Annotated in this window: 24 protein-coding genes; 12 read left to right on the top strand and 12 right to left on the bottom strand. The window is 63.5% G+C overall.

Annotated elements, in window-relative coordinates; all coding sequences use genetic code 11:
- Positions 1–30 precede the first annotated feature (30 nt).
- The 4 genes from KJP30_RS20430 (at position 31) to KJP30_RS20415 (ending at position 4,782) form a co-directional block, all read left to right on the top strand.
- Positions 31–399 carry a response regulator transcription factor gene (locus KJP30_RS20430; protein WP_218451215.1) on the top strand — a complete coding sequence of 123 codons (369 nt, stop codon included), beginning with the start codon at positions 31–33 and terminating at the stop codon, positions 397–399.
- Positions 400–416: 17 nt separating this feature from the next.
- Positions 417–809, top strand: a complete 393-nt coding sequence (locus KJP30_RS20425) for a hypothetical protein (RefSeq protein WP_218451214.1) — start codon at positions 417–419, stop codon at positions 807–809.
- Positions 806–3,490: a sensor histidine kinase gene (locus KJP30_RS20420; protein WP_218451213.1), complete on the top strand. Its 2,685-nt coding sequence runs from the start codon at positions 806–808 to the stop codon at positions 3,488–3,490. Before KJP30_RS20425 ends, KJP30_RS20420 begins: the two co-directional genes overlap by 4 nt.
- 113 nt (positions 3,491–3,603) lie before the next feature.
- The gene (locus KJP30_RS20415) at positions 3,604–4,782 is read left to right on the top strand and encodes a FliM/FliN family flagellar motor switch protein (RefSeq protein ID WP_218451212.1); all 1,179 of its coding nucleotides are present in this window, start codon (positions 3,604–3,606) and stop codon (positions 4,780–4,782) included.
- A 105-nt stretch (positions 4,783–4,887) separates the two neighbouring features.
- Here KJP30_RS20415 and KJP30_RS20410 read toward each other — a convergent pair whose 3' ends face one another.
- From KJP30_RS20410 to KJP30_RS20395, 4 genes are all read right to left on the bottom strand, one after another.
- Complete coding sequence (locus KJP30_RS20410; RefSeq protein WP_218451211.1) at positions 4,888–5,313, bottom strand: protein tyrosine phosphatase family protein; 426 nt, start codon at positions 5,311–5,313, stop codon at positions 4,888–4,890.
- 9 nt (positions 5,314–5,322) lie between these two features.
- Positions 5,323–5,760 (bottom strand): DUF6691 family protein, encoded by a 438-nt coding sequence (locus tag KJP30_RS20405; RefSeq protein WP_218451210.1) that lies wholly within the window; start codon positions 5,758–5,760, stop codon positions 5,323–5,325.
- A gap of 1 nt (position 5,761) precedes the next feature.
- On the bottom strand, positions 5,762–6,187 hold the full coding sequence (locus KJP30_RS20400) for a YeeE/YedE family protein (protein WP_218451209.1): 426 nt from the start codon (positions 6,185–6,187) through the stop codon (positions 5,762–5,764).
- A 106-nt stretch (positions 6,188–6,293) separates the two neighbouring features.
- Positions 6,294–7,157, bottom strand: a complete 864-nt coding sequence (locus KJP30_RS20395; protein ID WP_218451208.1) for an MBL fold metallo-hydrolase — start codon at positions 7,155–7,157, stop codon at positions 6,294–6,296.
- A gap of 140 nt (positions 7,158–7,297) precedes the next feature.
- Here KJP30_RS20395 and KJP30_RS20390 point away from each other — a divergent pair, with 140 nt between their 5' ends.
- Both KJP30_RS20390 and KJP30_RS20385 read left to right on the top strand, forming a co-directional pair.
- Complete coding sequence (locus tag KJP30_RS20390) at positions 7,298–7,618, top strand: TraR/DksA family transcriptional regulator (RefSeq protein ID WP_218451207.1); 321 nt, start codon at positions 7,298–7,300, stop codon at positions 7,616–7,618.
- Positions 7,619–7,655: 37 nt separating this feature from the next.
- Positions 7,656–7,868 carry a hypothetical protein gene (locus tag KJP30_RS20385; protein WP_218451206.1) on the top strand — a complete coding sequence of 71 codons (213 nt, stop codon included), beginning with the start codon at positions 7,656–7,658 and terminating at the stop codon, positions 7,866–7,868.
- Between the two features lie 361 nt (positions 7,869–8,229).
- Here the strand turns inward: KJP30_RS20385 and KJP30_RS20380 are convergent, their stop codons facing one another.
- Entirely contained in the window at positions 8,230–8,448 is a 219-nt protein-coding gene (locus tag KJP30_RS20380) for a hypothetical protein (RefSeq protein WP_218451205.1), read from the bottom strand.
- Positions 8,449–8,593: 145 nt separating this feature from the next.
- On the opposite strand from KJP30_RS20380, the gene KJP30_RS20375 reads away from it, so the two are divergent.
- The 5 genes from KJP30_RS20375 to KJP30_RS20355 all read left to right on the top strand — a co-directional run bounded on the left by KJP30_RS20375 (position 8,594) and on the right by KJP30_RS20355 (position 13,020).
- Positions 8,594–8,851, top strand: coding sequence for a DUF2312 domain-containing protein (locus KJP30_RS20375; RefSeq protein WP_218451204.1), 258 nt, complete (start codon positions 8,594–8,596; stop codon positions 8,849–8,851).
- 163 nt (positions 8,852–9,014) lie between these two features.
- Complete coding sequence (locus KJP30_RS20370) at positions 9,015–10,439, top strand: circularly permuted type 2 ATP-grasp protein (protein ID WP_218451203.1); 1,425 nt, start codon at positions 9,015–9,017, stop codon at positions 10,437–10,439.
- A 6-nt stretch (positions 10,440–10,445) separates the two neighbouring features.
- Complete coding sequence (locus KJP30_RS20365; protein WP_218451202.1) at positions 10,446–11,387, top strand: alpha-E domain-containing protein; 942 nt, start codon at positions 10,446–10,448, stop codon at positions 11,385–11,387.
- A gap of 16 nt (positions 11,388–11,403) precedes the next feature.
- Entirely contained in the window at positions 11,404–12,201 is a 798-nt protein-coding gene (locus KJP30_RS20360; protein WP_218451232.1) for a transglutaminase family protein, read from the top strand.
- Between the two features lie 75 nt (positions 12,202–12,276).
- The gene (locus KJP30_RS20355) at positions 12,277–13,020 is read left to right on the top strand and encodes a proteasome-type protease (RefSeq protein WP_218451201.1); all 744 of its coding nucleotides are present in this window, start codon (positions 12,277–12,279) and stop codon (positions 13,018–13,020) included.
- 22 nt (positions 13,021–13,042) lie between these two features.
- On the opposite strand, the gene KJP30_RS20350 is transcribed toward KJP30_RS20355, so the two are convergent.
- The 7 genes from KJP30_RS20350 to KJP30_RS20320 all read right to left on the bottom strand — a co-directional run bounded on the left by KJP30_RS20350 (position 13,043) and on the right by KJP30_RS20320 (position 20,797).
- Complete coding sequence (locus tag KJP30_RS20350) at positions 13,043–13,924, bottom strand: hypothetical protein (protein WP_218451200.1); 882 nt, start codon at positions 13,922–13,924, stop codon at positions 13,043–13,045.
- Positions 13,925–14,008: 84 nt separating this feature from the next.
- Positions 14,009–15,337, bottom strand: a complete 1,329-nt coding sequence (locus KJP30_RS20345; RefSeq protein WP_218451199.1) for a TRAP transporter large permease — start codon at positions 15,335–15,337, stop codon at positions 14,009–14,011.
- Positions 15,334–15,897, bottom strand: a complete 564-nt coding sequence (locus KJP30_RS20340; protein WP_218451198.1) for a TRAP transporter small permease subunit — start codon at positions 15,895–15,897, stop codon at positions 15,334–15,336. Before KJP30_RS20340 ends, KJP30_RS20345 begins: the two co-directional genes overlap by 4 nt.
- Before the next feature lie 81 nt (positions 15,898–15,978).
- The gene (locus KJP30_RS20335; RefSeq protein ID WP_218451197.1) at positions 15,979–17,037 is read right to left on the bottom strand and encodes a C4-dicarboxylate TRAP transporter substrate-binding protein; all 1,059 of its coding nucleotides are present in this window, start codon (positions 17,035–17,037) and stop codon (positions 15,979–15,981) included.
- Positions 17,038–17,088: 51 nt separating this feature from the next.
- Entirely contained in the window at positions 17,089–19,470 is a 2,382-nt protein-coding gene (locus KJP30_RS20330) for a xanthine dehydrogenase family protein molybdopterin-binding subunit (protein ID WP_218451196.1), read from the bottom strand.
- On the bottom strand, positions 19,467–19,967 hold the full coding sequence (locus KJP30_RS20325; protein ID WP_218451195.1) for a (2Fe-2S)-binding protein: 501 nt from the start codon (positions 19,965–19,967) through the stop codon (positions 19,467–19,469). The genes KJP30_RS20330 and KJP30_RS20325 overlap by 4 nt, the downstream gene beginning before the upstream one ends.
- Positions 19,964–20,797: an FAD binding domain-containing protein gene (locus KJP30_RS20320; RefSeq protein ID WP_218451194.1), complete on the bottom strand. Its 834-nt coding sequence runs from the start codon at positions 20,795–20,797 to the stop codon at positions 19,964–19,966. Before KJP30_RS20320 ends, KJP30_RS20325 begins: the two co-directional genes overlap by 4 nt.
- Before the next feature lie 137 nt (positions 20,798–20,934).
- On the opposite strand from KJP30_RS20320, the gene KJP30_RS20315 reads away from it, so the two are divergent.
- Positions 20,935–21,579, top strand: a complete 645-nt coding sequence (locus tag KJP30_RS20315; protein ID WP_246594657.1) for a TetR/AcrR family transcriptional regulator — start codon at positions 20,935–20,937, stop codon at positions 21,577–21,579.
- Positions 21,580–21,584: the final 5 nt, after the last annotated feature.

Below are 21,584 nucleotides of genomic sequence, written 5' to 3'. Positions count from 1 at the left end.
GACCTGGGAGGCGGGATGCGGGGGGAAGACATGAGCGGACAGGTTCTGCTGATCGAGGACGAGCCGAATATCATCGAGGCGATCCGCTTCATCCTGTCCCGCGATGGCTGGATGGTCCATACGCATTCCAATGGCACGGACGCGGCGCAGATCGTGCGTGAACGCGCGCCGGATGTGGTGATCCTTGACGTGATGCTGCCCGGACGGTCGGGCTATGACATCCTGCGCGAATTGCGCGAGGACCCGGCCCATGCGGATCTGCCGGTTTTGATGCTGACCGCACGCGGCCAGAGCAAGGACCGCGAGATGGCAGAACGGGCCGGTGCCAGCCGGTTCATGACCAAGCCCTTTTCCAACGCCGAGGTGCTCGACGCCGTGCGGGCCCTGTCGGCGCAATGACGCGCCCGCCCGGAGGCGTGCCGCCGCGGCCGCCGGGCAAACCGCCCGCGCGTGCGGTGCCGATCTATGTCGAACGGCAAAGCTATCGCCGCCGCAGGCTGGTGGATGCCGCCTGTGCGCTGCCGCTGCTTGGGTGGATCCTGTGGTGGCTGCCCTTGCTGTGGCATCAGGCTCAAACGCCGGTGCCTGCCTCGCAGGTGCTGATTTATATTTTTGGTATCTGGTTCGGGCTGGCGCTTGTGGCGGCGCGGCTGGTGCGCCTGCTGGACCGCAGTCATGCCACTGGTCTGGATCCTGAAACCGGCCCTGATTTTGGTCCCGACACTGGCTCTGACACTGGCTCCGCTTCTGGCCCGGTCTCTGGTCCGTCCTCAGGCCCGCGAACCGGATCCGGCGGAGGCGTGACATGACGACGCTCAACCTGCTGGCGGCGATTTCGATCGCCTATGTGGCGTTGCTTTTTGCCGTGGCCTTTTTCGCCGAACGCGCGGCGCAGCGCGGCCGGGGAAGCTGGCTGCGGGCGCCCATCGTCTATACCCTGTCGCTGTCGATCTATTGCACCGCATGGACCTTTTACGGTGCCGTGGGCAGCGCCGCGCGCAGCGGGTTTGAGTATCTGACCATCTACCTTGGTCCCAGTCTTGTCATGCTGGGCTGGTGGTGGATTCTGCGCAAGCTGGTGCGCATCGGGCGCAACCAGAGGATCACCTCGATCGCCGACCTGATTTCGTCCCGCTATGGCAAGTCCAACCTATTGGGCATCGGTGTCACCATTCTCGCGGTGATCGGGACAACCCCCTATATCGCGCTGCAATTGCAGTCGGTGACGCTTTCGGTCGAAGTCTTTTCACAGGCCGGTACGGTCAGCGAGGCCGACAAAAGCACGACGGCGTTCTGGGTCGCGGCGGGACTTGCGGTCTTTACCGTGATCTTCGGCACCCGCAACCTTGATGCCAATGAACGCCATCACGGCGTGGTCATGGCCATCGCGGTCGAAGCGGTGGTCAAGCTGACCGCGCTGGTGGTGTTGGGGTGCTTCGTGGTCTGGGGCCTGTCCGGCGGGGTGGCGTCAACGCTGGCGCGGATCGATGCCTCGGACCTTGGAAGCTGGCAGGTCGATAACGGTCGCTGGGCGGGGGTGATGCTGTTGTCGGCTGCGGCTTTCCTCTGCCTGCCCCGCATGTTCCAGGTGCTGGTGGTGGAAAACGACAACGATGCGCAACTGCGCACGGCAGCATGGGCCTTTCCGCTGTACCTGATGGGGATGAGCCTTTTTGTCGTGCCCATCGCGGTGACCGGACTGGACCTGCTGCCGCAAGGATCGAACCCGGATCTTTTCGTGCTGACGCTGCCGCTCAGTCAGGGCAAGGAGGCGCTGGCCATGCTGGTCTTCCTTGGCGGGTTCAGCTCGGCCACCTCCATGGTGATCGTCGCGGCCATTGCCCTGTCGACCATGGTGTCCAACCATATCGTGATGCCGATCTGGCTGCGGCTGCGCGAAGGCACGGCCAGCGTGTCGGGCGATGTGCGCCACGTGGTGCTCTTGTCGCGGCGGCTGTCGATCGCCGGTGTGCTCTTGCTGGGCTACCTCTATTACGCGCTGTCTGGCGGGCGCACCGAACTGGCGGCCATCGGGCTGATTTCCTTTACCGGTGTGGCACAGGTGCTGCCCGCGCTGCTGGGCGGGATCTTCTGGCGCGGGGCGACCCGTGTCGGCGCGCTGGCCGGGCTGACGGCGGGGTTCTCGATCTGGCTGTATACGCTGTTTCTACCAAGTTTCGGGCCCGGCACCGTGCTGCCGGCAGAGTGGTTCGGCACCGGTCCGCTGGGCATCATGGCGTTGCGTCCCGAGGCGCTGTTCGGGATCGATTTCGGTGACACGCTGCTGCACGCGGTGTTCTGGAGCCTGCTGATGAACACGCTGGCCTTTGCCGCCGGATCCTTCTTCAGCGCGGCCTCTCCGCTGGAGCGCCTTCAGGGCGCGCAGTTCGTTTCGGCCCGGCAAGCGGGGGCGGGACCGCGCAGCTGGCTGCAAAGCACGGCGGAAAGCGAGGACCTCATGGTGATGACCCAGAGGATCCTTGGCGCGGACGAGGCGCAGGCGTTGTTCTTCCGCGAGGCGCGCGCGCAAGGGGTCGAAGGGGAACTGCCCGCGCCAACGCCGGAATTCCTGCAAGTGCTGGAGCGCGAACTGGCCGGATCCGTGGGTGCGGCGACGGCACATGCCATGGTGGGCCAGATCACCGGCGGTGCCATGGTTTCGGTCGAGGATCTGATGGCCGTGGCCGATGAAACCGCGCAGATGATGGAATACTCTGCCCGGCTTGAGGCGCAGTCGCAGGAGCTTAGCCGGACTGCGGCACAGCTGCGCCGCGCCAACGACAAGCTCACGCGGCTGTCGGTGCAAAAGGACGCCTTCCTCAGCCAGATCAGCCATGAACTGCGCACGCCGATGAGTTCGATCCGTGCTTTCTCCGAGATCCTGCGCGACACGCAGGGGCTCACCCGGTCAGAGCAGAATCGCTATGCCTCGATCATTCATGACGAGGCGATGCGCCTGACCCGCCTGCTGGACGATCTGCTGGATCTGTCGGTGTTGGAAAACGGGCAGGTGAGCCTGAACCTGACCGAAGGCCGGCTGGGTGACGTGCTGGATCGCGCGGTTTCGGCGGCTTTGGCGGATGAGGCGGGATCGGGCCTGCGGGTCATACGGCGGCGGGTCAACGAGCAGGTGTTGCTGACCACCGATATGGAACGACTGAGCCAGGTTTTCATCAACCTGATTTCCAATGCCCGCAAGTACTGCGACGCCGAATCGCCCGAACTGCGAATCCTCGTGACCGAGGCGCATGGACAGCTGTTGGTGGATTTCATCGACAACGGTTCCGGCGTGGCGCCCGAGGCGCAGGACGTGATCTTTGAGAAATTTGCCCGGGTCAGCGACCAAAAGGCCGGCGGCGCGGGGCTGGGGCTGGCGATTTCGCGGCAGATCGTGGCGCGCCTTGGCGGGGAAATCTCTTATTTGCCTGATCGTGGCGGTGCGGCATTCCGCGTGTCGCTGCCCGTGCGGCAGGTTCTGGCCGCGCAATAAGGCCGCGCGTTTGCATCGGAATTTCTGAACAAATTCCTGATCGTTAAAGCGGTTGGTAACCAAATCCGCCCATAACCTCCCGTGGAGGCAGTTGACGATGGGCACTAATTCGCATGGCTGATGGCGCACCCAAGGATGTCCTGGGCCAAAAGGCCCACGCGGCGCAACGCGCATTCGAAGCGCGCGGCATGTCCCTGCCAAAGGCGCTGCGCCGGGCGCTGTCGCGCACGGCGGACGTGCTCTGGGATCTGGCATTGGTGACGCAATCCGTCACCGTCGACATGCTGGATCAGGATGAGGTGGTCGAGGCATTGGGCCCCCGCGACCTGCTGTTGCTGCTGGACGGGCCAGAGGGCGCGGTTGGCGTCGTCGCTGTCGACCGGCAGGTGATGACCGGCGTGATCGAGGTGCAGACCATTCAGCAGGTTACGCAGATGCCGATCGAAGAGGATCGCCTGCTGACCCAGACTGATGCCGCGATGCTGGCGCCGCTTGTCGACGGGGCGCTGGGGCGGCTGGCCGATACCATGGTGGATCAGCCGCTGCACCCGCAACTGGTGGGCTACCGTTTTGGCGCCATGCTGGAGGATCCGCGCACCGCCAGCCTGTTGCTGGACGCCTCGGCCTATCGTGCCTTCCGCGCCGACATTGATCTGGCACTGGGCCGTCGGCGCGGGCGGATGACGATTTTCCTGCCGGAACGCAAACTGGCAACCCCCGACCGCGAAGAGGCAGAGGCCGCAGGCCCGCATGAGGAACGGCTAAGCCGTGTGCCCGCGCGGCTGGATGCCAAGCTGGCCCGGATCACCCTGCCGCTTGGCAAGGCAGAGGCGCTGAAACCCGGTGATGTGCTCAGCCTGCCGCCGGATGCGCTCGACAAGGTCGAAGTCACCGCCGGGCGTGGCCAACTGGTGGCCCGTGGCCGATTGGGGCAGTTGAACGGGCTGCGCGCCGTGCGGCTGAACTGGCCCGGCGGCGGCGCTCCGGTGGCCGCCACGGCTGCGGCCGCCCCGGTGGAGGCCGCCGCCGGTTTCGGGGCCGCGCCGCCGGTGCCCGATTTGCCAGAGCCTTCGGTCGCCGTCTTGCCGGACCTGCCGAACCCGGCGGCCGCAGAAGATGACGACCTGCCCGATCTGCCGCCGATGGACTTCGATGCCGATGGCGGGGATTTCGACTTTTCCGGACTCGGAGAAGACGCAGATGGGGCCGAGCCCATGGCCGCGCTGCCCGAAATCGACATCGGCGATGGTTTCGAACCCGGCGCGGTGGATTTCGACTTCGACGAGACATAGGGCAGGGCGAGCGCGCGGCGGCAACAGGGCCCAAACGCAAAGGCGCGACGAATTCGCCGCGCCTTGGGGCCAATGGCCCGTGTCATCCCGTTGGCAGGGCCGTGCTCAGGGCTTGGCCAGTGTCTCCAGCGTCGGGCGCAGGCCGGCAAGGTTGTAGCCCGCGTTGCCCGCGGCCTCGATCACCGCGTCCGCACCCAGCGTTTCGGCCTGACCCAGCGCCCAGATCACCGAACAGCGCGTGCCCGAGGCGCAATAGGCAAGCACCTTGCCGTTTGCGCCGGCCACCATCTCGGACTGCCGCAGGATATTCTCGGCGGTCATGGTCTGGTGCGTGATCGGCAGCGCCTCAAAACGGACTCCCTGCGCTTCGATCGCGGCGCGCATGGCCTCGGTCTGATGCGAGGGCGGAATCTCGGCATCGGGACGGTTGTCGATCACCAGGACATAGCCTGCCTCCTTGATCGCCTCCGCATCCTGCGGGTCGATCTGGGGAGAGACGTGATACAGTTCGGTCAATTCGCGCGGTGTCATGCGGTTCCTTTATTCCGCCGGAACGGCCCTGTCCAGTCGTGCGCGCAGCACAGGTGCGATCAACATTCCGCCAATCATGGTCGCCAGAAAGACATAGAGCGACGGCCCGCCATAGCTGAGCGAGGCGATCGACGGCCCCGGGCACAGCCCGACAAGGCCCCAGCCAATGCCGAACATGACCGATCCGACGATCAGCTTGCTGTCGATTTCCGTCGACGGGGCGGGCGGCAAGGCCCCTCCGGTCAGCGCGGTGGTCCGGCGGCGACGGATCAGCCAGGCAATCGCCATGGGGATCATGGCCCCGCCCATCACGAAGGCCAGCGTCGGGTCCCATGCGCCAAACACGTCCAGCCAGCCCTGCACCTTGGTGGTGTCGGTCATGCCCGAGATGAACAGCCCGGCCCCAAACAGGCCGCCTGCCAGAAAGGCGACAAGAAGTTTTGCCATGTCAGATCACTCCCAGCAGGTGACGGAAGATGACCACGCCAATGCCGCCGGCGAGGATATAGCAGACCGTGGCGACGATGCCGCGCACCGACAGGCGGGACATGCCGCAGACGCCATGCCCGGAGGTGCAGCCATTGGCCAGCCGGGTGCCGACACCCACCAACACTCCGGCTGCGGCCAGCACGGCGTAGTTCTGGGTAATATGGGTGTCCACTTCGCGGTAGAAGGGCATCAGCAGCATCGGCAACAGGGCGACGCCCGCAAGAAAGACGATGCGCTCGATCGCGGTGGACCAGCCGGACCCGTCGACAAGTCCGCCGATGATCCCGCTGGCGCCCATGATGCGGCCGTTCCCAAGAAGGTAGACGGCGCCTCCGGTGCCAATCAGCAACCCGCCGATCAGCCCCCAGATCCAGTCGATAGGCATGAATGTGTTTCCTTTCGGTCGTGGCGAGTCCCGGTTCGCAAGGGGAAGATCTCTCGCCGGAAATTCGGCCCTGCGGATCGGCAGACCCGCAGGGTTATGTGTCAGATCAGAGCTTGTTCACCGGAACCTTGAGAAAGACATCGCCCTTTTCGTCGGCGGGCGGCATCTGGCCGGCGCGCATGTTCACCTGCAACGAGGGGATGATGAGCTTGGGCATGGCCAGAGTCGCGTCGCGGGTGTCGCGCATTTCGACGAACTGCTCTTTGGACTTGCCTTCACCCACGTGGACGTTCTTGGTTTTCTGTTCGCCAACAGTGGTTTCCCAGGCATATTCATCGCGGCCCGGTGCCTTGTAGTCATGGCCGACAAAGATCCGGGTTTCGTCTGGGAGGGCAAGGATCTTTTGCACCGAGTCGAACAGCGTTTCGGACGAACCGCCGGGGAAGTCACAGCGCGCGGTGCCGAAATCGGGCATGAACAGCGTGTCGCCGACAAAGGCCGCATCGCCGATGACATAGGTCAGGCAGGCGGGTGTATGGCCCGGCGTGTGCAGCACGTCACCGCGCATCTGGCCGATGTGGATCGAGTCGCCTTCCTGAAACAGCTGGTCGAATTGCGACCCGTCGCGCTGGAACTCGGTGCCTTCGTTAAAGACCTTGCCAAAGGTATCCTGCACGATCTTGATACGGTCGCCGATGCCGATCTTTCCGCCAAGACGTTCCTGAATATAGGGCGCGGCCGAGAGGTGGTCGGCGTGGACATGGGTTTCCAGCAGCCACTCGACGGTATAGCCCTTCTCCTTGACGAAGGCGATCACGGCGTCGGCGGATTTCGTGTCAGTGCGGCCCGACGCATAGTCGAAGTCCAGCACGCTGTCGATCACGGCACAGGAGGTGCCGTTCGGGTCGCGCACCACGTAGGAAATGGTGTTCGTGGCATCGTCGAAAAATGCGGTCACTTCGGGTTTCATAACGGTTCCCTCCAAGAGATTTCCCAAATCATATACATAAACGTGAATGTGTTTCAAGAGCGAAGGTGCAGTTGACTTGCATCAAGGCCGCCGCTGCGACGGTTTGACAGGGTAGGGCAACTTTCGAAAAGGGGATGGCCATGTCGCATCACGCTCAGAAACGGGTCTTGCTGGAACGGCTGCGCGCCTTGGGGCTGCGGCTGGATGGAATCGAAGAGGCGCTGGAATCGCCACATTCGAAAGATTGGGAAGATCAGGCAATCGAGCGCGAGGGCGAAGAGGTGCTGGAACGGCTGGGCGAAAGCGGTCAGGCCGAGATCGCCCGCATCCAGTCGGCGCTGAAGCGCATGGCGCGGGGTGAATACGGGATCTGCACCCGTTGCGGCCAAGAGATTTCCGCCAAGCGGCTGGAGACGGTGCCCGAAGCGCCGCTGTGCAAGGATTGCGCGGCCGAAGTCTGAGCCGCCGCGCGGGACACATTGAACAGGAGGACGGGGAATGTCGAAGGAACTGCACGCGCGGCTGGACAGCCTGCGCCACGAATTGGAAACCGCCAGCGGCGACGCCCGCACCGAATTGCTGGATCATCTCGAACAGGCGGTGCTGGGTCTGGACGGCGTCGGCGAAGAGGTGCCCGCATGGGCGCGTGAAATGGTCGAGGCGCATCACGACGACGAGGTCGAGGACGGTTTCGACAATATGCCCCTGTAATATGCCCCTGTAGGGCAGTGCACGCACCAACGCCCGCCAGCGGCCACCAGGGCCGGGCGGGGAAGGGTGCTGTCCCTGTGAAAAGGGCTGAAAACGGCGGCCGCCGAAACGGATCGGATTTCCGGGATTGCCAGGCCCCGGCCCATCGGGGGCTTTTGCCCCCTCATTGCGCGCATCACGGGTGGCCCGGGGGCCATGTGATCCGGTTTTCAGTGATCGATCGCGGGCCAGATTGCGACCCATCGGTAAAGGAAAGCTGAGACCAACGCGCGTTGCCTGAGCTATGCAGGTCATCCCGGGGGGCGTCTGTTCGCCCCTTGCCCTCTTGATCAGAGAGGGGGCGCCTGCGGCAGAGCGGTGTTCAGCCCGCCAGAAAGATGCCCAGAATGACGGTCATCAGGCCGATCACCGACAGGAACAGGGCACCCATGTTGAGCGGCACCACTTTGCGCACCACCTCGCGCAATTCCTCATCGCTGAGGTTGGCACGGCGCGCGCGCCAGACCTTGACGATGCACCAGACCAGACCAAGAAGTCCCGCAATCGAGACCGCCGCACCGCCCCAGATCAGTCCCGCCATCGCTTACTTCCTCCGAAAAACATCCGAGGCAGCGCCTAGCGCAAGCCTGCCTGCCCGCGCAAGCCCCCGCCTGCATGCTCTTGATGGCGGACACGGGCCTGGGGTATCGAAGGGCGATAACGGCCACGAGGTTGAAGAGGCAGACATGCAGGACACATCATCCGACAGCTACGGCGTCGCCGCGGGCGAGTTGAAGCAGTTTATAGAGCGCGTCGAGCGGCTCGAAGAGGAAAAGAAGGAAGTCGCCGAACAGATCAAGGAAGTCATGGCGGAGGCCAAGGGCCGCGGTTACGACACCAAGGTCATGCGCAAGGTGATCGCCCTGCGCAAGCGCGACGCCGACGACATCGCCGAGGAAGAGGCGGTGCTGGAGATGTACAAGTCCGCGCTGGGCATGGGCTGACCATCTGACGGACCGGGGCGGCACGGCCTGCCGTCCGCCCCTGCCCGAAAATTGGGCAAACCGGTTGCGAGTCAATCGCTTCGTGCTTTCACATTCGTTGCATGCCACGTCACGGCCCGTTAGCGTGGTTGTTACAAAGCAGTGAGGGGTGGATCGCGCGGGCATGAACGATCAGGTCTATTTCGACGAGATGTGGGGCACCGGAGACGCGCTTCGCGCACCGTATCAGCCTTTCAATTCGTGGTTCGAGGGTGAAGACCCCAAACATCTGCGGGCCAAGCAGCGCGAAGCCGAGGAACTGTTCCGGCTGACCGGGATCACCTTCAACGTCTATGGCCGGGCCGAGGCCGAGGAACGGCTGATCCCCTTCGACATTATCCCGCGCATCATCTCGGGCCGCGAATGGCAGAAACTGTCGCGCGGCATCGAACAGCGGGTGCGGGCGATCAACGCCTTTCTTTATGACATCTACCACGGCCAGGAGATCGTGAAGGCAGGCCGCCTGCCCGAGCACATGATCTCGCGCAATGTGGCCTTTCTGCCGGAAATGATCGGTATGCGGCCGCCGGGCGGGGTCTATACCCATATCGTCGGGATCGACCTTGTGCGGACCGGGCCGGATGAATTCTATGTGCTCGAAGACAATGCCCGCACGCCTTCCGGTGTCAGCTATATGCTGGAAAACCGCGAAACCATGTTGCAGATGTTCCCCGAACTGTTCTCGGAGAACCGGGTACAGCCGGTTTCGACCTATCCCACGGATCTCTATAATTCGCTGGCGGCCTGCGCGCCCGAAGGGCTGGGCCGCAAGCCCACCGTCGGCATCCTGACGCCGGGCATCTACAACTCGGCCTATTTCGAACACAGCTTCCTTGCGGATGAAATGGGCATCGAACTGGTCGAGGGCCATGATCTGCGGGTGCAGGACGGGCGGCTGTGCATGCGCACGACGCTGGGCTATCAGCCGATCGACGTGCTGTATCGGCGGGTGGATGATGAATACCTCGATCCGCTGACGTTCAATCCCGACAGTGCGCTGGGCGTGCCGGGGATCATGGATGTCTACCGCTCGGGCCGCCTGACCATTGCCAATGCCCCGGGCACCGGGATTGCCGACGACAAGGCGATTTACAGCTACATGCCGGAAATCGTCGAGTTCTACACCGGCGAACGCCCGTTGCTGGAAAACGTGCCGACATGGCGCTGTTCGGACAAGGACTCGCTGGCCTATGTGCTGGACAACCTGCACGAACTGGTCGTCAAAGAGGTGCACGGTTCCGGTGGCTATGGCATGTTGATCGGCCCGACCGCGACGCGCAAGGACATCGCTGAATTCCGCAAAAAGCTGGAAGCGAAGCCCGGAAACTACATCGCCCAGCCAACGCTGAGCCTGTCGACTGTGCCGATTTTTACCCGCGCAGGGCTAAGCCCGCGCCACGTGGACCTGCGGCCTTTCGTGATGGTCAGCCCCAAGGGGATCAACATCACGCCGGGCGGGTTGACCCGTGTGGCGCTGAAGAAAGGATCACTGGTGGTGAACTCTTCGCAGGGCGGGGGCACCAAGGACACCTGGGTGCTGGAGGACTGACGGGCGATGCTGGGCAAGACTGCAAACGGGCTGTTCTGGATGTACCGCGCGCTGGAGCGCGCCGAGAACACCGCCCGCCTGATCGAAACCGGCCAGCGTATCGCGCTGACGCGGCTGCGATCCTCGGACGAGGAATGGTGTTCGGTGCTTCAGACCGCCGGCGCGCTGGATGGCTACCGGGCGCATCATGACACGGTGACCAAGGATGCGGCCATCGACTGGATGCTGCGGTCGCGGGACAATGCCTCTTCGGTGCTGTCCTGCGTGGAACAGGCGCGCCTGAACGCGCGCATGGTGCGCACCGCCCTGACCGGCGAGGTCTGGGAGGCGATGAACGGCACCTATATGCGTGTCAAGGAAGGGCTGGCGCGCAAGGTCAGCGAACGCGACCTGCCGCAGGTTCTGGGCATGATCCGCCAGCGCACCGGGCTGGTGCGCGGGGCGACCCATGGCACCATGCTGCGCAATGACATCTATGATTTCGCCCGCATCGGCACCTTTCTGGAACGGGCCGACAACACGGCCCGGATCATCGACGTGAAATACTACGTGCTGCTGCCCTCGGTCACGGCGGTGGGCACCTCGCTTGACAACGTGCAGTGGGAAACGATCCTGCGGTCGGTTTCGGGCACTGGGGGCTACCGGATGGAATACGGCGCTTCGACCGAACCGCGCGACATTGCGCAGTTCCTGATCCTCAACCGGCGGATGCCGCGTTCGCTGGCGTTCTGCGCGCATAAACTGCGCGACAACCTTGGCTATCTTGGGTCCGACTACAAGGATCGCGCGCCCTCTTACGCCAAGATCGACCATATCGAACGCGCTTACCTGAGCTTCGACATCGACGCGGTCTTTGACTACGGGCTGCATGAGTACATCCAGAAGATGTTGCTGCTGTTGTCGGATCTCGGCCAGCAGATCGAGATCGACTACCGGTTCTATGAATGACCGCCCCGAGGCCCCGATGAACCTGAACATCCGCCATACCACCCGCTATCGTTTCGATGACCCGGTCAGTTTTGGCCTGCAACAACTGCGCAAGACGCCCAAATCCAGCTATGGCCAGAACGTGCTGCGCTGGGACACCACGGTGACCGGCGGCAAGCTGGACCTGACCTATACCGATCACCACCAGAACACCGTCAACCTGATCGAGATCGAGCGCGGGACACAGGAACTGGTCATCACCTGCGAGGGTGAGGTTGAAGTGGCCGACAATCATGGCGTCCTTGGCAGGCATGTCGGGCCGGTGCCGCTGTGGCTGTACCGGCGGGTGACGCCACAGACCAAGGCGGGGCAGGGCGTCCGCGCGCTGATCCGTGGCCTTGGCGGCGAAACCGAACTGGAGCGCGCCCATGCGCTGATGGCGGCCGTGGCCGAGGCGGTGCGCTACGAAGTCGGGTCGTCGCAACCCGACTGGACCGCCGAGGACGCCCTGACCGAGGGACGCGGCGTCTGTCAGGATCATGCGCATGTCTTTATCGCCTGCGCGCGTGAGATGGGGATGCCGGCGCGCTACGTGTCGGGATACCTGATGCTGGACCACACCACCGAACAGGACGCCATGCACGCCTGGGCCGAGGCGCACGTGCAGGGGCTGGGCTGGGTCGGGTTTGACTGTTCCAACTGCATTTCGCCGGATCAACGCTATGTCCGCGTGGCGACGGGCATGGATTACCACGATGCCGCGCCGGTCCGGGGCACCCGCAACGGTGGCACCACGGAAACGCTGGACGTGGAAATCGAGGTGGCGCAGCAATAGCGGCGCGGCTGGCTCTTGCCCAAGACCCTCTGCTGCCCCTAGAAGGCGCGGTGACTCCGGGGAAAGGGACGCGGAATGACCTATTGCGTGGGGATGATGTTGAACAAGGGGTTGGTCTTTATGTCCGACACCCGCACCAACGCCGGTCTCGACAATATCTCGACCTTCGGAAAGATGAAGATCTGGGAGGCCGAGGGCGATCGCGTCATCACCCTGCTGAGCGCGGGCAACCTTGCCACCACGCAGGCCGTGGTCAGCGAGTTGGACGAACGCGTCAAGGCTCACGCGCAGCGGAACCCGTCGATCTTTGAGGCAGCGTCGATGTATCAGGTTGCCTGCCTGGTGGCGGATACGCTGCGCGACGTGATCGCGCGCAACGCCGACAGCGGCCAGCGCGCCGATGCAGTGTTCAACGCAACGCTGTTGCTGGGCGGGCAGATCGCCGGCGGACCGCCACGGCTGTTCCTGATCTACCCCGAGGGCAATTTCATCGAAGCCGGTCCCGATACGCCGTTTTTCCAGATCGGCGAGATCAAATACGGCCGTCCGATCCTTGTGCGCGCCTATGACCCTGACCTGAGCTTTAACGACGCGATCAAGCTGTTGCTGGTCAGCTTTGACAGCACGGTCAAGGCCAACCTGACCGTCGGCGCGCCGTTCGACTATCACCTCTACCGGTCAGACAGTCTGGTGCGGGGGGATACCGGGCGGATCGAGCTGGACGATCCCTATTTCCAGACAATCAGCCAAGGCTGGAGCGACGCGTTGAAACTGGCGCTGGACAGTCTGCCGGCCTTTGGCGCGCCCCTGCCGGAATAGGCGGGCCCGGGCGGGCATCGGTTCAGGGCGTCAGCAGGCGCACCCGCGGAATGCCCGCGATCACCTCAAGGTCGTCCTCGTAAAGCTCGGTCAGCATGTCGACATAGGGGCCGTCCCACCCGGGCAGGTCCAGTTCCTCTTCCATCGCCTCGTCCAGCGCGTATTTGTCTAGGAAGGCCATCATCACGCGGCGCTTCTGGCTTTCGTTGACGTTGGGGTTTTCCTTGAGAAAGGCGCGAAAGCGCATCATTCCCTCGCGTGAGATGATGCGCGAATAAAGGTCGAAGGCGCCGGTGATCTTGCGGCTGAGTTTGATCCCCGCCATTTCGCGCAGGATCTGCCCCCATAGAAACGGCGTATCCTCGTTGCACCAGAGCACGATGGGCATGTCGGGCACCGCGCCACGAATGCGGCGGATCAGGTCGGACCAGCGAAAGCGCATCGGGTCCACGCCCTCCATGAAGGCGGCGAAATCGTCATGCGGCGTGGCGGCATAGGCCGCGGGCAAAAAGCTGGCCGGATCGCGCAATCCCATGAAAAGCTGGACTTCATCGCCCTCGAAGGCCCGTACCAGCGTGGCTAGCCGTTCTTCGGCCCGGTGATAGAGATAGCCGTTCTGGAACATCAGGCGGGGCACCGAAAAGAAATTGTCGTTCGACAGGACCAGCCGTGAGGTCTGTTCGGAATCCTCTTGCAGGATCGCATCCAGAAGCAGGTCACGGGTGCCCGGTTCCGGCATGCCACCGCGCAGCTTGTTCAGGGCCTCCGTCAGGAGGCTGCGGTATTTGGAAGGGCCGGGAATGGCCACGCCTTCGTGCCGCCAGGCCTCGGCATTGCGCAAGAGACCTTTCAGAAGGCGGTCTTCGTCGGTGCAATGGGCACCAGTGTGGAGAATGACCTGCATGGCTGTTTTTCTTGTTGGCTCCCTCGCAGTATACGCAGGGAATCCTGCGAGGGAACCAGTCAGGGCGCCGCGCGCGCCACAAGCCTAAAGAAAGACGGTCACCGTTGCCGGAACCAGCGCGACCGTGATCAGCACCAGCATCATCACCGCGATAAACGGCAGGGTGGCACCAAAGATTTGTTCGACGGAAACATCCGGGTCGTTGAGCGTGTTGTGGACGGTAAAGACCGAGATCCCGAATGGCGGTGTCAACAGGCCGATTTCCACCGCGATCACCGTCACGATGCCAAAGTGCATCAGGTCGATCCCCATGCCCTGCGCAATCGGGGCCGCGATGGGCACCATGATCAGCAGGATCGACGTGCTGTCGAGGATCATGCCCATCAGCAGGATGATGGCAGCATAGAAGAACATGAACCCCAGCGGGCCAAAACCGGATTGCAGAACCAGGCCCGAAATTGCGTTGGGCAGGCCTGCGATGGCCAACATGCGCGAATAAAAGGACGCGGCGATCAGCAACAGCAGGATCGAAACCGAAATCACGCCAGTCTGTTTCATCACCTGCCACAGCTTGTGCCGGTCAAGGCTGCGGCGCGAGAGGGCGACCATCAGCGCGCCAAAGGCCCCGATGCCACCGGCCTCGGTCGGGGTGAAAAAGCCAGTGTAAAGGCCGCCCAGCACAAGGATCACCAGCGCGATGATCGGGATCAGCTTGCGGATCATCTCGCCCAGCGGCATGGGCGTGAATTCGCGGTCCTGCCGCCGGGCGCGGGTGCTTTCGGGATCGCTGAGGACGAATCCGGGCGCGACGATGGTCAGGCCGATCAGCATGACGACAAAGCCGCCGGCCAGCAGCATGCCCGGAATGATGCCGGCAATAAACATGCCGCCGATCGAAACCTCTGCCAGAACGCCGTAGATGATCAGCAGCAGGCTGGGCGGGATCAACATGCCCAGCACCGAAGACCCTGCCACGGTGCCCGCCGAAAAGGCGGGGCGATAGCCGTGGCGCGTCATCTCGGGCACGGCAACACGGGTAAAGACGGCGGCGGAGGCGATGGACACCCCTGTGACGGCGGCAAAGATCGTGTTGGCCGCGACGGTGGCCACGCCAAGCCCGCAGATCATGCGGCGCAGCAGTTCCTCTGCCACGGCAAAGGTATCGCGCCCCACGTTTGACACGCTGACCAACAACCCCATCAGCACAAAGAGCGGGATGGTGGCAAAGAGATAGTCGGCAATACCTGAATAGGCGGTCAACTCCAGCATCCGGAAGGCAAGCCCGATGTTGTCGCGGATGATCCAGATGCCCACGAAGGCCACGGAAAACAGCGCATAGGCGATCTGCATCCCCAAAAGGACAAGGGCGATCAGAACGGCAATCAGGATGAAACCTATGGTAAGCGTGGTCATTTCTCATCCTTCATTGCTTTGAGTTCCTGACCCGCGCGGTACAGGGCGGCCAGCGCGGCAATGGCCGCGCCCAGCACGGTGATGCCGCGGAAGGGCCATGTGGGGATGGTCCAGATGCCCTGTACCCCGAAGAATTCCGACGATCCCCAGGCCGAGACGAGCTTGGGCCACGAGGCCCAGACGATCAGCGCAAAAACCACCGCCCCGGCAAGGCAGAACAGCGCTTCGAGGATTGATACCGTCGCCGGAGAGGATTTGCCGATGCGCCTGACAAGGAAATCGGCGCGCGTCAGGCGCCGTTGCAGAATGGCGGCGGGCACTTGCAGGAACACGATGGCAACCACGGTGCGGGCGGCGATTTCGGCCACCCCGGTGATCGGCAGGTCCAGCAGGTTGCGGCCAATGACATCGGCCACGATCAGCAGCATGAGCGCGCCGATGGCGGCGGTGCCGATGGCCGACATGGCCGCCGCGGCACTGCCAAGAACCGCCCCGAAAGGCGCGGCGGCAAAGGCCGGGACGAACTGGTCTTCGGGTGCGGCGGTGCTGTCTTCGCTCATGAATTGCTGCCCTTGCGATATGGGTCAGCCCGACCTGCATGGATCGGGCTGACGGGGGTCAAACCTGTCGCGCTCTGCGCCTCAGAGCCCTTCGGCCCAGTTGCGCAGCGGCTTGGCGCCACGTTCTTCGAGGGCGTCGAAATAGGCCTTGAGCACAACTTTGCCCGCGTCGCCCGTTTGTTCCAGCCAAGGTTCGATGATGTTTGGCAGGCCGGCAACCCACTTGGCTTTTTCCTCGTCGGACAGCTGGTGGATGGTCAGGCCGGCGGCCTGCATTTCGTCCAGCGCGCGGGCGGCAAGATCGGCGACATAGTCACCATGCGCCTTTGAGGTGGCCTGCGCCGCCTGACGGAAAGCATCCTGCACCGGGGCAGGCAGCCCGTCGAAGAAATCCTTGTTGGCCGCGATACCGCCGAAATACATCGACCCGATACCGACACGGGTCAGTTCCGGCGCCACTTCGTAAACCCGGGTCGGCAGGATGCCCGATGCAAAGGACAGGGTGCCTTCGGTCACGCCGGTCTGGATGTTGGTGTAATAGGTGGTCAGCGCGCCATCGACCGGTGTTGCCCCTGTATCGCGCAGCCAGTTGGCCGAGGTGCCGGGCGCATTGAGCTTGCGGTTTTGCAGGTCGGCCATCGTGTTGACGGGGAAGGTGCCGTAGATGTCATAGCTGTCGGTGATAAGCGAGGACAGGTGCACCATGCCGTTCTTGGCCCAACTGTCCTTCAACTCGGGCAGGTTCTGGGACAGATCATCGAAGATCTCGATGATCATGCGGTGGTCTTCGGTTGCGAAAGGGGTGAAATAGGTCACGTTCTGAAGCGGCATGTTCGCCCCTTCCCAGACCGTACCCACCATGCCGACATCGACGATGCCATCCATCACCGCCTCGCGGGTGTCGGTGAATTTGTACAGCGTGCCGGCATAGCTTTCGACCCAGTTGACCGTGTATTCATCGCCATTTTCGGCGAGGATGCGGTTCACCTCGGGCTGAAAGGTGTTCTTCATCGCGTAGACCCAGATATTGGCCTCGGGGTGCGATGATCCGATGTTGACGGTGATGCTTTGCTGGGCAAGCGCTGCGCCGCCCATCAGGATCGCCATCGCGCTGGTGGTCGCCAGTTTCGTGAAAGTCATTGGTTTCTCCTCCCTTGAGCGGGGCGCGCTCCCGTCGCGCCCCTTTGTGGTTCAGTCTGTCAAAGTCCCAAGCGCACGCAGGATGCGTTCGGGGGTAAAGGGCATCTCTGTTACCTGCGCCCCCATTGGGCGCAGCGCGTCGTTGATCGCGTTCATCACGGCGGCGGGGGCCCCGGCGGTGCCTGCCTCTCCGGCGCCCTTGGCGCCCAGTTCGCTTTCGGCAGTGGGGGTTTCGACGTGCCCGATTTGCATGTCCGGCATCTCGGCCGCCATCGGCACGAGGTAATCCGCCATCGAGCCGTTCAGCAACTGGCCTTCGCTGTCATAGTGGATTTCCTCGAACAGCGCGCCGCCCAGCCCCTGCACGATGCCGCCGCGGATCTGTTCGTCGACCAACTGCGGATTGATGACCCGCCCGCAATCTTCGACGCACCAGTGTTTCAACAGCGAAACCACCCCGGTGTCGGTGTCGACCTCGACATATGAGGCCTGCACGCCATTGGTGAAGGCAAAGGGGTAGTCCATCGTGATATAGTGCCGGGTCTGCACGAGTTCGCGGGGCAGGCCCTTGGGCAGGGTATCGCCACGGAAATAGACGATGCGGCCCAGTTCCTCCAGCGGCAGGCGGTCTTCGCCTGTTGCCGCCGTCACCACCTGCCCGTCGCGGATGTCCAGCGCGTCTGCGTCGGCCTGCAACATGGCTGCCGCGACCTCGAGGATGGACTGCCGCAGCGCGCGCGCCGCCTGCAAGGCGGCCTCGCCGCCGATGCCCGCCCCGCGTGAGGCCCAAGTCCCGCCGCCGTAGGGCGTGACCTGCGTATCGCCGGTTATGATCCGCACGGTCGAGGGATTGACCCCAACGCCCTCGGCCACGATCTGGCTGAGCATGGCTTCGGTGCCTTGGCCCTGTTCGGTCACACCCGAAAGCGCGACGATCGACCCGTCCGGATCCATGCGCACGGTACAGCCGTCTTGCGCGGAAATCCGTGCACCGCCAATGCCATACATGAAAGGCGACGGGTTGGTCAGTTCGATGAAGGAGGCGATGCCAATGCCGCGATGTTTGCCTTTCTTGCGGGCTTCGGCCTGATCGGCGCGCAGCGCGTCGTAATCCATCATCGCCAGCAGCTTGTCCATCGAGGCATGGTGCGACAGCCCCTCAAAGCGCATCTTGGCCGGTGACGTCACCGGATAGGCGTCGTCGGCATACATATTGCGGCGTCGGATCTCGACCGGATCCATGCCGATGGCGGCGGCGGCCATGTCCACCAATCCTTCAGTGATTGCCACGGCGATGGGGTGGCCCACGGCGCGGTACTGGCAGGTTGGCGACTTGTTCTGGAACACCACCGTCGTCTTGGCCCGGTAGTTGGCGAAATCATAAGGCCCGCCGCAGAGGTTCACGACCTGATTGCCCTCGATGGCCGAAGTGCGCGGATAGACGGAATAGGGGCCGATTCCGGTCCAGTCGTCCACGTCGATGGCAAGGATGCTGCCCTCGGCATCCACCGCGATACGCGCCTCGATCTCGTGGTCGCGGGCGTGGATGTCGGTCGAAAAGCTTTCCAGCCTGTCAGCGATGAATTTCACCGGGCGGCCCATGACCTTGGAAATTGCCGCCGTCGCGACCTCGTCGGGGTAGACATGGACCTTGATCCCGTAAGATCCGCCCACGTCACCGCAGATCACCCGCACCCGGCCCTCGGGCAGGTCCAGATGCTTGGCCAGCACCGTCTGGATCATATGCGGAGCCTGGGTCGCGTGATAGGCGGTCATCTGGCCTTCGGCGGGGTTCCAGTCGACAAGGATCGAGCGCGGCTCCAGCGTGACGCCGGTGTGGCGCGCGGTGCGGAACCGGGCCGAAACCACCTTATACGCCGACGCCATCGCCGCCTCGACATCGCCCTCTTCGTGCAGGCGCTGAAAGGCGAGGTTGTCGCCCAGTTCGGGGTGGATGACGGGAGTGTCCGCATCCAGCGCGGTCATGGTGTCGGTCACGGCCTCCAGCGGATCGTAGTCAACCTCGACCAGCGCGGCACCATCTTCGGCTGCGGCGCGCGTGCTGGCCACCACGGCCACCACCGGTTCGCCAACCCATGCGGCGCGATCCACGGCGAGCGCATGTTGGGGGGCGGATTTCAGCCCCTTGAGATGCGCCAGAACGCCAACCCATGGCGTGCAGACCTTGGCCAGATCCGCGCCGGTAAAGATCCGCAGGACGCCCTTGACCCGGCTTGCCTCTTCGAGGTCGACGCCGGTGATCCGGGCGTGGGCAAAAGGCGACCGGACAAAGGCCACATGCACCATGCGCGGCAGCACGATGTCATCGACGTACCGCCCGCGCCCCTGAACCAGTTTGCCTGCGTTCGGGCGGGGAACCGTCTTGCCGATGTAGGAATTGGGGCGGTCGGGGTTTCCGAATGCGATGGTCATGCCTGAGCCTTTCCGGCGCGGGCCTTTGCCACGTTTTCGACCACGTCCACGATGGCCTCGTATCCCGTGCAGCGGCAATAGTTGCCCGACAGGTGTTCTCGGATCTCGGCGCGGGTGGGAACGGCGCCGCCGCTCAGCAACTCCTCGGCGGCGACCAGCATTCCGGGCGTGCAGAACCCGCATTGCAGCGCGTTGCGCAGGACGAACGCGTCTTGCAGATCGGAAATCGACCCCTGATCGGTCAGCCCTTCGACAGTCCAGACCTCTGCTCCGTCGAGCTGTGCGGCCAACGTCAGACACCCCCGGACGGCTTGCCCGTCGACGCGGATGGTGCAGGCACCGCATACGCCATGCTCACAACTGGCATGGGCACCGGTCAGCCCCAATTCGATGCGGAGGAAGTCGATCAGGTGCTGGCCTGCGGGCACGCGTGCCTCGACGGGTTCGCCATTGACGGTCAGTGAGACGTCGACCCTGTCACGGAAAGCCTGTGTCATGCGCTTTCTCCCTGGATACGTGAAACGGCACGGCGCAAGAGAACGCCCGCCAGATGACGGCGATAGCTGCCGCTGGCCTGTGTGTCTGACGGCGGGTCTATTTCGGCGCGCAGCGCCTCGATCGCGGCGTCGACATCGCCTGCGTCCAGCGCCTGCATCGCGCCCCTTGCCAGCATGGGCACCGGACCGGCGGAAAAGATGGTCAGGCGGTGACCTTCGGTGCGGCGGACAAGACAAAGCCCGGTCAACGCGTAATCGCCGGACCGACGCGCGACCTCTTCGATGATCTGCGTCTCGCCGGGCTTGGCCTTGGGGATGGAGATGCCGGTCAGCATCTCGCCTTCTTCCAGGGCAGTGGTGAAAACGTCTTCGAAGAATGCCTCGGCCGGGATTTCGCGGTCGCCGTCCGTGCTGCGGGTGTGCAACGTGGCACCAAGGGCCAGAATGCAGGCAGGGAATTCAGCCGCCGGGTCCGCATGGGCCAGCGCGCCGCCGATGGTGCCCCGGTTCCGGATCGCCGCATGCGCGACATGGCGCACCGCATCGGCAAGCAGAGGCACATGGGCGCGGATCAGCGGATTGCGCCCGATTTCGGCATGTCGCGTCAGCGCGCCGATCCACAGCCGCTCGCCGTCTTCGCGCACACCGCCCAGTTCCGCGATGCGGGAAATGTCGATCAGCATGTCGCCCTCGGACAGGCGCATGTTCATTGCCGCGATCAGGCTTTGCCCCCCAGCAAGGAACCGACCGGCCCCATCTGCCCCGGCCATGAGTTCCAGCGCATGCGGAACGTCGACGGCCCGGGCGTAACCGCCCGCTGATGCCTTCATGGTAATGTCCTCCCTTCGTGAGCGTGTTGATCGCACTAGTGATCACTTGCTCACCTTTGTTGAGCAGATGATCTATAAATCGCTGCGCTTTTCAAGTAAAATTTGTAGAGTGGCTCTGAGAGCGGTGATTTGGGGACATGGAATTGGACAGCGAAACCGAACAGGACCGGGACGCGGGCACACGTCGCAGGCTGCCGCCACAAGAGCGGCGCGAGCAGATCGTGAACGAGGCGGTGCGCTTTTTTGCCGAGGTCGGGCTGGAGGGAAACACGCGCCAGTTGGCCAAGCGTTTGGGCGTGACGCAATCTCTTCTTTTCAAGTACTTCGCCACCAAAGAGGACCTGCTGGAAGCGGTTTATGAAAAGGTCTACCTTGGGCGGCTTGCGTCGGATTGGCCGGACCGGCTGACTGATCGCAGCGTGCCGCTGCGGACCCGGCTGCTGGCGTTCTACACCGAATACAGCGCCCTGATCTTTGAACATGAATGGATGCGGATCTTCATGTTCTCGGGGTTGGCAGGGGCGGCGCTCAATCGGCGCTACCTCGACCATCTTGGTCAGGTGATTCTCAAGCCGATGCTGTCGGAAACGGCGGTGCAGGCTGTGGGTGCGCGGGAACCTATCATGGAAGACATCTGGAACCTGCACGGAGGCATCGTCTATATCGGTATCCGGACGCATATCTATGGAATGCCCGCACCGGAGCATCCCGACGAGGTGATTGCCGATGCGATCGACAAATACCTTGCCTATTTCGGGATCGGCGCGGACAGCGGGGCCTAGGCCGA

It is taken from the genome of Antarctobacter sediminis (assembly GCF_019218285.1).
Taxonomy (GTDB): Bacteria; Pseudomonadota; Alphaproteobacteria; order Rhodobacterales; family Rhodobacteraceae; genus Antarctobacter; species Antarctobacter sediminis.
This window is presented reverse-complemented; position numbering and strand designations above follow the sequence as displayed.